This is a genomic window from Streptomyces sp. NPDC048295, assembly GCF_040652135.1.
Classification (GTDB): Bacteria; Actinomycetota; Actinomycetes; order Streptomycetales; family Streptomycetaceae; genus Streptomyces.
In genome coordinates, this window is the sequence record NZ_JBEZLL010000046.1 from 1 (window position 1) to 13,299 (window position 13,299).

The 13,299-nt window shown below is 69.2% G+C and carries 12 protein-coding genes and 3 pseudogenes; 5 read left to right on the forward strand and 10 right to left on the reverse strand.

Features of this window, described 5'->3' with window-relative positions; genetic code table 11:
- Positions 1-247 precede the first annotated feature (247 nt).
- Together AB0D53_RS39430 and AB0D53_RS39435 are read left to right on the forward strand one after the other, a co-directional pair.
- Positions 248-598, forward strand: a complete 351-nt coding sequence (locus AB0D53_RS39430) for an isomerase (RefSeq protein ID WP_362454186.1) — start codon at positions 248-250, stop codon at positions 596-598.
- A gap of 537 nt (positions 599-1,135) precedes the next feature.
- Positions 1,136-1,702, forward strand: coding sequence for a phosphohydrolase (locus tag AB0D53_RS39435; RefSeq protein ID WP_362454222.1), 567 nt, complete (start codon positions 1,136-1,138; stop codon positions 1,700-1,702).
- 390 nt (positions 1,703-2,092) lie between these two features.
- On the opposite strand, the gene AB0D53_RS39440 is transcribed toward AB0D53_RS39435, so the two are convergent.
- The 3 genes from AB0D53_RS39440 to AB0D53_RS39450 all read right to left on the reverse strand — a co-directional run bounded on the left by AB0D53_RS39440 (position 2,093) and on the right by AB0D53_RS39450 (position 5,390).
- Positions 2,093-2,494 carry a hypothetical protein gene (locus tag AB0D53_RS39440; RefSeq protein WP_362454187.1) on the reverse strand — a complete coding sequence of 134 codons (402 nt, stop codon included), beginning with the start codon at positions 2,492-2,494 and terminating at the stop codon, positions 2,093-2,095.
- Entirely contained in the window at positions 2,487-3,749 is a 1,263-nt protein-coding gene (locus AB0D53_RS39445) for a ricin-type beta-trefoil lectin domain protein (RefSeq protein WP_362454188.1), read from the reverse strand. The genes AB0D53_RS39440 and AB0D53_RS39445 overlap by 8 nt, the downstream gene beginning before the upstream one ends.
- 723 nt (positions 3,750-4,472) lie before the next feature.
- Positions 4,473-5,390, reverse strand: a complete 918-nt coding sequence (locus tag AB0D53_RS39450; RefSeq protein WP_362454223.1) for an EamA family transporter — start codon at positions 5,388-5,390, stop codon at positions 4,473-4,475.
- A 149-nt stretch (positions 5,391-5,539) separates the two neighbouring features.
- Here AB0D53_RS39450 and AB0D53_RS39455 point away from each other — a divergent pair.
- Positions 5,540-6,456, forward strand: a pseudogene (locus AB0D53_RS39455) (LysR family transcriptional regulator).
- 292 nt (positions 6,457-6,748) lie between these two features.
- Positions 6,749-6,921: pseudogene (locus AB0D53_RS39460) on the forward strand (IS5/IS1182 family transposase); the annotation flags it as partial.
- An 84-nt stretch (positions 6,922-7,005) separates the two neighbouring features.
- Here the strand turns inward: AB0D53_RS39460 and AB0D53_RS39465 are convergent.
- The 6 genes from AB0D53_RS39465 to AB0D53_RS39490 form a co-directional block, all read right to left on the reverse strand.
- Entirely contained in the window at positions 7,006-7,857 is an 852-nt protein-coding gene (locus tag AB0D53_RS39465; RefSeq protein ID WP_362454189.1) for a class I SAM-dependent methyltransferase, read from the reverse strand.
- Positions 7,858-8,169: 312 nt separating this feature from the next.
- Entirely contained in the window at positions 8,170-8,301 is a 132-nt protein-coding gene (locus tag AB0D53_RS39470) for a hypothetical protein (protein ID WP_362454190.1), read from the reverse strand.
- A gap of 57 nt (positions 8,302-8,358) precedes the next feature.
- Positions 8,359-9,672 carry an MFS transporter gene (locus tag AB0D53_RS39475; protein WP_362454191.1) on the reverse strand — a complete coding sequence of 438 codons (1,314 nt, stop codon included), beginning with the start codon at positions 9,670-9,672 and terminating at the stop codon, positions 8,359-8,361.
- Positions 9,669-10,325 (reverse strand): helix-turn-helix domain-containing protein, encoded by a 657-nt coding sequence (locus AB0D53_RS39480; RefSeq protein WP_362454192.1) that lies wholly within the window; start codon positions 10,323-10,325, stop codon positions 9,669-9,671. Before AB0D53_RS39480 ends, AB0D53_RS39475 begins: the two co-directional genes overlap by 4 nt.
- A gap of 619 nt (positions 10,326-10,944) precedes the next feature.
- Positions 10,945-11,304: a DoxX family protein gene (locus AB0D53_RS39485; RefSeq protein WP_362454193.1), complete on the reverse strand. Its 360-nt coding sequence runs from the start codon at positions 11,302-11,304 to the stop codon at positions 10,945-10,947.
- A gap of 199 nt (positions 11,305-11,503) precedes the next feature.
- The gene (locus AB0D53_RS39490) at positions 11,504-11,998 is read right to left on the reverse strand and encodes a cupin domain-containing protein (RefSeq protein ID WP_362454194.1); all 495 of its coding nucleotides are present in this window, start codon (positions 11,996-11,998) and stop codon (positions 11,504-11,506) included.
- A gap of 81 nt (positions 11,999-12,079) precedes the next feature.
- Between AB0D53_RS39490 and AB0D53_RS39495 the strand changes: the two genes are divergently transcribed.
- Positions 12,080-12,931 (forward strand): LysR substrate-binding domain-containing protein, encoded by an 852-nt coding sequence (locus AB0D53_RS39495; RefSeq protein WP_362454195.1) that lies wholly within the window; start codon positions 12,080-12,082, stop codon positions 12,929-12,931.
- Positions 12,932-13,020: 89 nt separating this feature from the next.
- On the opposite strand, the pseudogene AB0D53_RS39500 reads toward AB0D53_RS39495, so the two are convergent.
- Positions 13,021-13,184, reverse strand: a pseudogene (locus AB0D53_RS39500) (ISL3 family transposase); the annotation flags it as partial.
- Between the last annotated feature and the right edge of the window lie 115 nt (positions 13,185-13,299).

The following is a 13,299-nucleotide window of genomic DNA, read 5'->3' on the forward strand; positions in this document are numbered from 1 at the left end:
CCGCTACGAGAAGACCGCGACCGTCTATCTGGCCGGACTCCATATCGCAGGGATCTTCCTTTGGTCTGCCCGGTGATCCAAACGAATGGCCCTAGCGGCACCGTGCCACCGACCTCTCCCCCTCGGGCTACTGCCTGAGCTGAAGCCATAGCAGGGCGTGATCCAGAATGGAGCGGTATCAGTTGGCCGAGCTGCCTTCCGTAGGGTGGGAGCCGATCACGTGATCCCATTCGAGGAGCTGCCCGCCATGCCACAGATCACCGTCGACTACTCCGGCTCGCTCGACGCAGCCTTCGACCGCCCGGCCTTCGCGCTCGCCCTGCACCCGATCGTCGTCGACACCGTCAACGCCCGCATGGAGGCTTGCAAGACCCGCTTCCGCCGGGTCGAGGACTTCACCGCCGGGACCGAGACCGAGGGCCATGCCGTCCTCCACGTCGAGATCGGCCTGCTCCACGGCCGCACCGACGCGACCAAGGCCCGCCTCGCGGCCGCAGTGCTCGCCCTGGTCGCCGCCCAGGTGGAGCCAGTCGACGGCGTCACCCTGCACGCCTCCGTCGAGATCCCCGACCTGGACGCGTCCTACCGAAAGAGCTGACACACGCGCTTCCCGAACACAACGAACGAGCCATCCGTCGGCTTTCCTGCCAGGATCGACCGCTGCCGCAGTGACGATGGCCCTGCACTCCCGAAGCTGCTGCGAAAGTGACAAGTGGCTTTCAGCGGCCAGAGTTGCGATCAATCGTTGTCGAGGCGTGGCCGGTCACCGAACCCGGCGCCGGCATTGCCATCGGTCGTGATGTAGCCGTTGGTGCGTGGCCCGTTGCTTCGGGGACGCAGCCGCAAAGTTGCGGTGCGTATTCGGTCTTGTGGTCCCGGGCCCAGAGGCGGGCGTCGCCCTCTGTGGAGCGGCGCGGTGAGCAGGAATCGGGACCACTGTCGCGGTCTCATCGTGTTGAGCCCCCTTCACCGGACAGTTGGGCGGACCACCTGCACGACACGGCAGGTGCGCAGGTCGGGCGGATCGCGAGGCGCGGCTCTGGTCGTCCCGGTGAGGAATCCGCTCACGGACACAGGAAGAGGCTGTGGTCAGTACCCTGGCGCGGTGAACACCAGCACTGCCTTGTCCAAGGCCATGAGCAGCACCGTCGACCCGCCACTGCTCCCTCTGCCGGACCGTGTCACAGAACTTCTGTCAGAGCTGGGAAGTCCGCCGCGACTGGCAGCTCACCTGCGTGCCGTCCATGACGTCGCACACCAGTTGGTCGACTGGGTGGAACAGCGCTACCCCGATGTTGTCTTCGACCGGGAGGCAGTGCTCTTCGGGGCGGCCACGCACGACGTGGGGAAGACCGTGCACATCACCGAGCTCTCCGGGCCCGGATCGGCGCACGAGGAAGCCGGGCAGGCTCTTCTGCTCCGCCACGGCATCAGCCCGGAACTGGCGCGCTTCGCCGCGACTCACGCGTCGTGGACGGACGTACGGGTCGGACTGGCCGACCTGCTGGTCAGCCTCGCTGACAAGATCTGGAAGAACAAGCGTGTTTCCGACCTGGAGGATCTCGTCGTGGCTCGGCTGGCCGAAGCAACAGGCCGGGCGGCCTGGGAGGAGTTCATCGCGCTTGACGGGCTTCTCGCCGACATCGGCGACGCAGCAGACGAGCGCCTGGCGTTCCAGGCATCCTTCCCGATCCACCACTGAGGGCTCGAGCCTGCTGGGCCGTTTCAGCCGGCCGGCCTCCGTGGCCCGGATGGCACCGGGCCTGATGTCGAGGCGGTGGGGGATCTGCGTCAACTCGCTGCCGTCGGCTCCGTGCAGGTGGCCGCCGTCGGCGGCTGCCGCGGCCCGGGCCCGGTCGGACAGCGCCGGCCGATCTGCGGCCCGTAGTCGCTCCAGGCCGCCATCCCGAGCACGAGGGTCCCGGATGGGGCGGTGACGGTGCCCCTGGGCGCAGGTCGGCTTCGTTCGTTTCCAGGGCAGCGTTTGTCCGCTGGTTCGGGCAGCAGCTGCGGATCTTGAGGCGCGTGAACGTTCACGCGAAATAGCAGCGCGAGCGACGGGCGGTGCGTCGCTCGTCGTGCCTGCGGGGTGTCACTGCCCGGAGCGTGGCCGGGTGAGTCCGGCTCCGACCCTGGTCAGCATCTGGCCGAGGAGGTGGAGGGATCGTGCCCGTGCCGGCACTCCGCGCGCTGTTCCCGTCCAGCAGGCGTCAGTGAGCTTCTCTGTCACCGCAAGGATCTGGTCGTCGTCCTGGGCGGCCGGCACGAGGACGAACCGCACGTAGTCGCCGATGTCGGTTCCCTGGAGGTGCTGGTGTGTGAAGGTCTGCAGGCGCGGTGCCAGTGCGGGCAGGGTGCGGTCCGTTGGGAAGACGACGGCGAGGCCGGCGAGGGCGAGGCGAACCGCAGGGCACTCGGCCGACCAGCGGGTCAGTAGAGCTGCTCCTGGCGCGATTCGGTGAGGCGCCGGCCGAGGCCGTGCGTGCTCAGCCACTCCAGCGCCAGTAGAGTTCGGGCCGAGGCTGCGTGCCGCAGTCGGAGAGCTTCAGCTCGGGGTTCTGCCGGTCGCGGTCGTTCCAGCGGGCGGGGAGTTCGCGGTCGTCCTGGAACAGACAGTGGTGGTCACTGCTGACGATCCGCCAGGCGTTACGTTTCCAGGTCGAGCTCTGCCACGGCTCACGGGTCCATCGTTGGCTTCCGCGACCGTCCTCGCATCGCTCAAGTCCGACGGCCGATGAGTTCGCGGTCAGACACGATTCGCGGTCGAGCCGTGGCCTGATCGTCCCGTCCTTCCTCATGTCCCACTTCTGCGCGGCGGACCCGTCACAGCCGCGGATGTCGGCCGTACCGGCGTTCGACGGCCCGGTGGTGGTGTGGAGGCACTGTGACGGTTCCCTCCCGGTGAAGTACGTCGTCCGGCCGATGTCCCCGAGGATCTCCCCGGAGCGCGGGGACCGGGGGGTCTGCTGGTACTGCCGGTGGATCCACAGACTCCAGTCCTTCTGGAGCGGGCCTTTGTAGGCGGTGACGTTCGCGCACGTCCCGGTGGCCCGGCACTTCCGGCTGGCGAGATACCAGCGCGCCACCTCGTCCTTCTCGGCCGAGGCCCCCGGGGTGAGGTTCGGTGCGAGCGGCGACATGGTGTAGCCGAGGTAGGCCGACACGGGAACCCCGAGCGCGTAGCCCACCCTGCGGAAGTACCGGGCGCCGATGCCGTGGTCGGCGTGGTCGACACCGCCGCCGAGCCCGAAGGCGAACGAGGCGTTGTCGTGATCCATCGTCAGGATGCGCTCTGCCCGGCTCAGCCGGACCAGTGCGGACACCACCGCGAGCAGCCGGTCCTCCGTGTAGCTCGCGGTGCTCTGGAACGGCTCGATGCTCTTCTTGTCCCGGTCGAACAGCTTCAGCAGGCTGTTCGCGTCCTGGCCGTGCGGCAGTCCGTCATGGAGGTCCAGGAACGTCAGCCGCACATCGGTGTCCCTGGCGTCGTCCGCGAGCCGGTAGGACCTGACCCGGACACCGTCCGCCTGCACATCCGACCGTTCCCAGCGGTTGGCCGCCTCCGCCATCTCCGCGTAGGCCGCCCGCACCCCGTACTCTCTGCGGTCCACGTACTCCAATGCCTCGACCCGGTTCTTCTTGGCGTCGTCGCCGGCGGTCAGATACACCGTGTCGACCGGGCACCCGGCGCGGATGGTGTCTCTGATCTCCGGGTTCAGAAAGGCCAGGTCGTCATCAGGATGCGCCACGCCGACCAGGGTGCGACGGCACTGCCCGGGATCCTTCGCGTGGGCGCCCGGACGGGACGCCCCGGCCGTCGTACCCGCCCCGGGAGCCGAATCGGGCACAGCCGAGCAACCGGGCCCCAGCAGGGCGCAACCGACCAGTGCCACCGCAGTCGTCGGCGTGCGAAAGGACCAGCCAGGGTGACGCTTTCTCCAGCCCACCGAGGGCTCCTTTCCCGCTGCGGACCCCCTCACGGAGCATCGTCCAGCGGGCGGAACGGAAGCAACCGACACACCGACCAGCCGCCCGCGGACTTGTGCCGGAGCTCCGGATACCTCCCTGCTCCACTGCCTTCCCGGTGCTCCGCAATCCGCGCCTGGCCTTTGGGGTCGGCACGACTTTCTCCCTGTCGAACCTATGGCGCTGTCCGTTCGGATGGCACTCGATCCCCGTCCACGGCACCGCAGACTTCGAATCTCCCGGCGCCAAGCATCACCCCGACGATCCCGCCTCGACCGAGTGCTGGCCCCACGAGATCGCGGGACGAGGAAAGCGCCCAGTTCTCCCCGCCCGATCGAGCACCGCAACCTGAACCCGCCCGGCTGCCACAGCTTCACGGCCTCGCCTGCGGCAGTCGGCCCACTGCGGCCACTGCGGCCACTGCGGCCCCTGCGCGAACCGGATGCACCGGAAGCCGGCGAAGACGACGTCGGCGAGGACCGACACCCCGCGGGCCTTGTGTCATCTCACGGTGTCTCGGGCCGGGCCCGCAGTCTGGACTCGGAGAGGGCGAGGGAGGCGATGGCCCCGAGCAGGATCACCGTGCCCGCGACGGTGCCCGCGGTGAGTCGTTCGTCAAGGAACAGCACGGCCAGGACGGCGGCGCTGACCGGTTCGAGGAGCATCACCACCGAAGCGGTGGCGGCCCTGAGTAGGCCCACGCCGGCGAAGTACAGCGGGTAGGCGAGCGCTGTGGTGATGGCGGCGACGTAGAGCATCAGCAGCGCCGCCTCGGTGAAGTTCCCGCCGTGTGGGAGAAGGCCCTCGGCGAAGGCCGGCGGCAGCATCACGGCCGCGCCGATGAGGAAGGACCACAGGGTGAGGGTGAAGGCGCCCTCGCCGGTGCCGTGCCGTCCGGTCCACCGGCCCAGCAGGTTGGAGACGGCGTAACCGGCGGCTGACAGCAGCGCAGCCGCCATGCCCGCGGGGTGGACAACGCCGGGCTGGTTGCCCAGTACGAGCACGGTCAGTCCGGCGAGCGCACCGGCAAAGGCCAGTACGCCGGCGCGGCCGATGCGCTCGCCCAGGAACAGGCGCCCGCCGACGGCCGTGAACACCGGTGCGGCGCCGAGCGAGACGATGGTGCCCACCGCCAGGCCGGTGTCCCGCACGGCGGCGAAGTAGGCGGTCTGGAAGACGGCCAGCCCGGTGCCGGTGCCCACCAGCAGCAGCGCACGCCGCCCGGCAGGCTGCGGTGCGCGGGCTGCGTTGCGGGGCGGGCGCAGGGCCCGGACGGGCAGCAGCAGCACCGCTCCGGCCAGGAAGCGCCAGAACGAGATGGCCATGGGCCCCAGGTCGCTGGTCCGGTAGATGACCTCCACGGCCGCACCGGTGGTTCCCCAGGCGATTCCGGCGAAGGCGAGGAAGGCGAAGCCGCGCCGCATCGAGAGTGAGCCGGTCAGTGGGCGGTTCCCGCCCCGGCCCAGTGCCTCCGCGTCGACGGCGAGGTCCTGTGAGGTCTTCATCTCCTCACCGTGCGCCCCTTCACGTGATACGCAAAATGCATCCACCCCACTATCGATACGCTGAGTGTATGGACGCACGCGGAGAAAGCGGAGGAAACGGTGCAGGGCTGGAGCTTAAGCACCTGCGCTGCCTGGTTGCCATCGTCGACACCGGCAGCTTCACGGACGCCGCCCTGGAGCTGGGCGTCTCCCAGGCCGCGGTCTCCCGCACCCTGCTCGCCCTGGAGAAGACCTTGGGGGTGCGGCTGCTGCACCGCACCAGCCGCACGGTCGAGCCCACCGTGGCGGGTGTGCAGGTCCTCGCTCGTGCCCGTCTGCTGCTGGCCGGCGCGGACGAACTCGTCGCCGAGGCCGTATCCGGCCACAGCCGCCTGCACATCGGTCACGCCTGGTCGGCCTTCGGGCGTCACACCACCGAGTTCCAGCGCCGCTGGCGCACCACGACCACCCCGACATCGAGCTCCGGCTCGTCCGCCACAACTCATCCACCGGAGGGCTTGCCGAAGGACTGTGCGACCTCGCGGTCATCCGCAGCGCCCTCGACCTCAAACCCTGGTCACATGCCTTCGTCGGCCATGAGGACCGCTACCTGGCCCTCGCCTCCGACGACCCCTGGGCCCGCCGCCGCAGCATCCGCCTGGCCGAAGTCGCCACCCGCACCCTCGCCCTCGACCGCCGCACCGGCACCACCACCTTGAACTTGTGGCCCGAGACCGAGCGGCCCGCCGCCGAGCACGTCCACGACATCGACGACTGGCTCGCCGCCATCGCCTCCGGCCGCTGTGTCGGCGTCACCCCCCAGGCCACCGCGGCCCAGTACCGCCCCGCCGGCATCACCTACCGCCCTCTGCGCGACGCGGGGCCCGTCTCTGTCCACCTCATCTGGCGCCGACAGGACCCCCACCCCGCCACCCACGCGGCCGTCGCCCTCGCCATCGACCTCTACCGCACAGACCAACAAACCCCGAAACGCTCTCGCAGATGAGCAGGGGTGATCTCTTGCCACGGCTTCCCCCGCGCCCGAGACCTCCCGCGGTTCACGGCCGTTCGAGGCGAGAGCGGAGTACCGTGCCCGCTCACAACGGAGTTGAGAGAACCAGCCGAGGACGTACACGACGACATCCGACGGGACCCGCATCGCCTACCAGGCTCCAATGCAAGGGAGCGCCACTCGACCTGCCTGCGGGCCAGGCCGACGACGACCACTGGGACCCGGTCCGCGCGCCGACTTCCACCCCGCCCGCAGCACCCTCACCCTCGACCACCGCGGCACCGGCCACTGCGAGTCCACCATCGTCCGGGCGGGCTCCGCGTGTGTCGGAAAGCTTGTTGCCTGGGCGAAGAAGTATCTCAGCCTCACGATCAGGACCGTGAGCCGTCCCAGGGACGCATCCGGGGTCGTCGTGCTGCCCCGCCGCTGGGCGTGGAACGAACATGGGCCTGGACGATGCGCATGACTGGCTGGCCGCGCAGGAACCCTGGCGCCCCCATCAGGCCCCCCTGGAATCGATCATCCAGGGAACCGGGAAGCGCGCTACCGGCGGACCGCCGAGATCAGTCCGCCGGGCCGCTCCTCGCGCTGCGGCGGGGTGCTGATCGGGCGGCCGTAGGCGGCAGCGCGCTCGCGCAGGGTGTGGCTGTCGGCCTCCCAGCCGTGCCCGGCCAGCCAGCCCACCGGGTCGTCGGGCATCTCCGAGATCCACATGGACGCCGCCGATCCCTGCGCGGCGTCCGTGCTGAAGCGCTCGATCACGCCGCGCGAGCCCAATGTCAGCCCCATCCGACTGCCTGCCGCCGACTGCCTGCTGATCCGGGCCAGCAGCAGCTCCACCGCCTCCTCGGGCAGATAGATCAGTAGTCCTTCGGCGATCCACGCGGTCGGCATGGCCGGGTCGTGCCCTGCGGCGGCCAGTGCGCCCGGCCAGTCCTCACGCAGATCCACCGGGACGGTGATCCGCTCGCAGCGTGCGACGGCCCGCTCCTGGCGCAGCACCGAAGCCTTGAAGCCCAGTGGCGCGGCGGTGTCGACCTCGAACAGCCGGGTGCCCTCGGCCCAGTCCATCCGGAAGGCCCGGCTGTCCATCCCCGCGCCGAGCAGTACGACCTGCCGGACCCCGGACGCGGAGGCCTGCTGCAACAGGTCGTCGAGGAACTTCGTCCTGATGACGATGGAGAGCGACACGGCCAGGCGGCGGCGTCGCGCGGCCTCGTCATCGGGCAGCGGCGGCGAGGAAGGCCACAGGCCACCGGCGGCGGCGAAGGCCTGTGCCAGTGGGTCGCGGAACAGTGCGTTCTCCCGCTCGGTCTCCAGCGCCCGCACCCTGGCCACCCCGACCGCCGTGGCCCACACTCCCGACGGCTGCACCCGCTCCTGCTCATCAGTCACCGCGCCAGCCTAGGCGATCGATTCCAAGGGGCCTGATGAGGGGAGTCGGCTTCATGCGCGGCCGGCCAGCCGGACGCGCACTGAACGCCTGCGGCCGCTGGAACCACCATGAGGCGAAGATCAACAGTCACCCTGTGTTCGCGACCACACGGAGTGGACCAGGGCCTGGGTTTGAGCAGCATTTGTCGATCACGTGCGCTTGGATGCGCACGACACATGGAGGTGCACAAGGGATCACTGGGCAGGGACGGCTGAAAAGTCGCAGGACAGTTCAACCCTCGATGGGCCGAGGTGGGTCAGGGGGAGGTGGGGTCAGGCGGTGTGGTGGGTGACGAAGTCCGCGATGGCGTCCTGCAGCTGTTGCAGGCCGGGCTCCTCGAGGGGGTAGTGGCCGGCGTTGTCGAGCATGACGGTGGCGACCGGCACCTTGGTAATGCGGGACAAAACCGGAAGGCTCAGGTGGTGGGGGCTCCACCGGTCCTCAACGGGCCTGACGCGAGGCTAGCCGGGCGAGGGCGAGGAGGCCGGCGCTGATGCCGATGGTGCGCCGTGTGCTGGTTCCGGCGGAGTGTCGGGCAACTCGCGGATACGCGGGACCGGCGAAGGCAGCACCCATACCAGGCACATCACGGCCCCGGCCGTTGCGATCCACAGTGTCGGGCGTAGCCCGATAGTCGTGCCGAGTGCTCCTCCCGCGAGAGCGCCCAGCGGGCGCACGCCGTGGGTGAGGGTGCGGTAGGCCCCGTTGACGCGGGCGCGCAGGGCGTGGGGGATGAGGGCCGTTTGAAGTGAGCCCAGCGAGATGTCGACGATCATCGCGCCTGCGCACGAACCGAATTCGGCGAGGAAGAGGAGCGTGAGGACAAGTGTGTCCGGGCCGTCCGCGAGGGGTACGAGCAGCAGTGGGACCGGGAAGGCCGCGAAGCCGACGACGACGGCGGGCCCGATGCCGACGCGGCGCACGAGACGGCCAGTGAGGGCGGCACCGACGAGCCCGCCGATCGCGCCGACTCCGAGCACCGACCCCAGCATGCCTGCGCTCAGGCCGAGTTCGGCGGTGGCGTACAGCACGAAGAGTGTGTGAAAAATGAAATTGAAGAACTGAACCGTGGCGGATCCGGCGAACGTGGCGCGCATGACGCGCGAGCGGAGGATCCACCGCAGGCCTGCGGTGAAGTGTCCTTTCGCGGGCGGCACGGCCGACGGTTCGCGGGGGGATATTCGGGCCAGATAGCAGGCGGAGGCCAGATAGGTCACTGCGTCGGCGAGGAGCGCGAGCGGCGCGGTGAGCAACTGGACGAGGAGGCCGCCGGCGCTAGGACCCGCGACGAAGGACATGGCCCGGCTTCCGTTGACGAGGGAGTTGCCCTCGATATAGCGCTCGGCGGGAATGAGCGAGACGAACAGGATGGTGTTGCAGACGTCGAAGAGGACGGTCAGCGCTCCGATTCCCAGGGCGACTGCGTAGAGCTGGGTGAAGGTGAGTGCGTCCAGGGCGTACGCGATGGGAACCGACGCGATGAGCAAGGCCCGTGCGAGGTCCGTGGCGATCATGACGCGGCGGCGGTGCGCTCTGCTGTCGGCCCAGGCGCCCGCGGGAAGGGAGAGCAGCAGGGCGGGCATGAGCTGGGCTGTGGCGAGCCAGCCCATCTGGGCGGCGTCGGCGTGGAGGGCGAGGACGGCGACGAGAGGGAGGGCGATCTGGGATATCTGATCGCCGACCAGGGAGATGCTCTGGCCGGCCCAGTATCGGCGGAAGGAGCGTTTGCGCAGGAGGTCGGGGATGGTGGGGGACAGGCGGCCCGGGGTCGTCATCGCGGGCCGCCCGTGCTGTCCGGAGCGATGTGAGTCTCCTCGTTACCAGCGGGCCGTTGGGGCAGGGGAAAGGCGGCCCGGATGATCTGGACGAGCCGTGCGCCTTGGGGGCGGGCGGCCGGGTCGCCCTGCCGGTCCTCGTAGGGGCGCAGCAGACGGTCGAGTTTTTCGCCGAGGTCAGCGAGCTCCTGCGCTGTCAGATAGAGCATCTGGTCGCCGATGTGCTCGGCTTCCTGCCACTCGCGCGGCAGATCGTGGCGCTCTTCGACGGCGCGGGTGATCAGCTCGAAGTAGCGTTCGGCGACCGCGGTTTCGAGTGCCCTGCTGGCCTCCGCGACGGCCGGGTCTTCTGAGTGGTTGGGCCACTGGGTGAAGCGAGCTGTGGCCCGCCAGGGTTTCTCGCGGCCCTGACCGCCCGGCGCGACCTCGGCCAGCCCGTACTTGGCGAGTATCCGCAGGTGGTACGAGCAACTGGCGACGGATTCGCCGGTGAGCTCAGCTGCCCGGGTCGCGGTGAAGGGGCCTTCGGTACGGAGCAGGCCGACGAGGCGCATGCGGGTGGGATGGGCATAGGCACGCAGAGCGCGGGGGTCGGTGAGCCGGGTCGTGCGGGCCGGGGCTCCCGTTGGTTCGTCCCTCTGATCGTTCGACACGTTGTAAAGATATCTTTAGAAAGATTTCTTTACAACAGGCTGGGTGTCACCCTCCTCCGCCGACCCGAGCGGGACGACGGAAGGCTCACGGCCCCGCACCTTCGGCGCATCGACAACGGTGCACTTTCATCCCGTACACGGTGGGGCGCGTATGTGTTCACCCGTACGCCGACACCTCTACGCGTGCTCGCGCCGGGTCAACCCGCTGACCTGCTGTTTCCACGTGCTTACCGGGCCGACACAGCGGTCGACAGGCCGTCATCACGGCAGCTGTGCCTGAACCGCAACTCGTGGACAAAGCCATGGGTACCGTCACGCGGGCGGACCGGGCCAGATCGAGGCGGCTGTTCATGTCCAGCTCGAACCGGCCGCGGATCTCCTTGTCCGGACACCTTCGAGTGGCGCCTGCACCGGCACCGTGGCGGTGACCCCGCTCTCGACGGAAGGAAGCGATCGGCCCCCAATGAGAGGTCGGCGTCGCGCACCGTGCAAGATCTTCGCTATGGACTCGCTTGGCGACACCAGCTGGGTGAGAACGCGGGCGGACCCCGTCTCCTGCATCGGACAGCTCAAGCCGCTGGTCCTGGATTCGCGTCCTCCAGTCAGGGACGCTGCCTGATCACAGCCTGGTCGCCAGCCAGATGGCCACGGACGCGGTGGCGGTGAGCCCAACGTTGAGTGCGATCCGGCGGTCTTCGCCAGTCAGGTGGACGGCGATCGCACAGGTCTGCAGGAGGACGAAGCCGATGGCCGCGGCCGGCGCCAGCGACGGCATGATGCCGGTCAGCGGTGGCAGGACCAGGCCGGTCGCACCGAGTATCTCGACCGTCCCCAGCATCCTGAGGGCGGGCAACGGTATGCGGTCGACCCAGGCCATCATCGGGCGGAGCTGATCGCGGCTGCGGATCACTTTCAGCGTGCCTGCGTAGAAGTAGAACAGGGCAAGCAGTCCCGCGACGATCCAATAGGCGATGTTCATGACTCCCGTTCATCGGTCATCGGTTTCCCGAGGACCTGTCGATTGCGTCGACGGCCAGAAGAGCCCTGGAGACGGACCGGCCGGTCGTCCGGGGGCGGGGATCCGCCGAAAGACGGGTGCGCTACGACCCCGCCGGTCAGCCACGGCCCCATGGTCCACGGTCGAATGGAGAGCGGCCGGTCCGTTCCGTCCGTCGGCTTCAGGCAAGGTCGGTGGCGGGCTCGGTTGCGTAGCGGTTCATCGCGTCGATGCTGGCCTGTTGCGTCAGCGGCCGGCCGCTGACGAGCACCTCCTGGAGGTCTCGGAAGTACTGCACGTACAGGTCGGGGGTGAATGTGCTGAGCATGACGGCGGGCTGGTCGGTCGGATTGGCGAAGGTGTGAGGGGTACCGGGCGGAACCATCACGAGCGTGCCCGTGGTGGCGTCGTAGTCCTCGTCCCCGACGGTGAACCGGATGGTGCCGGAGAGGATGTAGAAGCCCTCGTCGTGCTGGGCGTGGCGGTGTTGCGGCGGCCCCTGGGTGTGCGGGGCGAGGACGGACTCGGCGATCGCGAGGCGGTGCCCGGTGTGGCTGCCGTCCTCCAGAACGCGCATGCGCGTGGTGCCCAGCACGATCGTCTCGCCGTCGCCCGGACCCACCACCGATACGGCGGGGTCGGCCTGCGGCTCGCTGGTCTTCGCTTCTTCGGTCATGCTCACGAGTGCACCGCCGGGACCCCGCCGGTGTCCAAGACCCATCCCGCAGCGCCGATACCCCGTGGGTATTGTTGCAGCGTGGAGCTACGGACCTTGCGTTACTTCGTGGCGGTCGCCGAGGAACTCCACTTCGGCCGGGCCGCCACCCGACTGCACATGAGTCAGCCGCCACTGAGCCGGGCGATCAAGCAACTGGAGACCGAGGTCGGGGCCCTGCTCTTCGCCCGTTCGCCCACCGGCGTCACGCTCACTCCGGTGGGCACGGTGCTGCTCGACGAGGCGCGGGCTCTACTCGACCATGCCGACCGCGTCCGTGTACGTGTGAGCGCGGCGGCCGGCGCCGCGACCATCACCGTCGGCATCCTGGGCGACGGCACCGACCCGGGAGTGTCCAGGCTGGCCGCCGCCTACCGCCGAACCCACCCCGGCATCGACATCCGCATCCGCGACACCGACCTGACCGACCCGACGTGCGGGCTGCCCGCCGGACTGGTCGACATCGCCCTGACCCGGGCACCGTTCGACGAGACTGCCCTGACGGTACGTGCGCTGCGAACCGATCCGGTCGGCGTGGTCCTGCGCGCCGACGATCCGCTGGCCCGCTGCGACCGGCTGCGGCTGGCCGAGCTGAGCGACCGCCGTTGGTTCCAGTTCCCGCAGGGCACCGACCCCATCTGGCAGTCGTACTGGAACGGCGGCAGGCCGCGCGAGGGCCCAGTCGTGCGCGCCGTCCAGGAATGTCTGCAGGCCGTGCTGTGGAACGGCACGGTGGGCCTGGCCCCGCTCGGACACGATCTGCCCGCAGAGCTGACCGTGGTACCGCTGATCGACATGAAGCCGAGCCGAGTGGTCGCGGTGTGGAATGAAGGTGACACCAACCCGTTGATCCGATCCTTCGTCGAGATCGCGACAGCCGCGTACCGCCACTGATCATCGGCAACCGGTCGGCAGCTGAGCGAACGAGGTTCGCATATCCGCAGACGGTGCTGCCATCGAGTTCCTCCTGCCTGGTTCGGTGATCAGGACATGAGAACCCGTTGCCGCAAGAGGTCGAAGCCCGCGTGACCGGCCATCTGGCGCTTGAGCAGTTTGATGCAGTTGACATGGCCTTCGACGACGCCCGAGTTCCAGGGAAGGCTGAGGCCGACGATGATGGCTTCGCGTCGCGGTCGATGCCCGCGGCAAGGCTGTGAAGGCTGGGGAGGTAGTCCTGTCTGACGGAATCCAGCCAGGCCGACAGTCGCTCACCCCGGCGCTCGGTATGCATGGTTGCGAAGAACCGGATGTGCCTGGTCGGT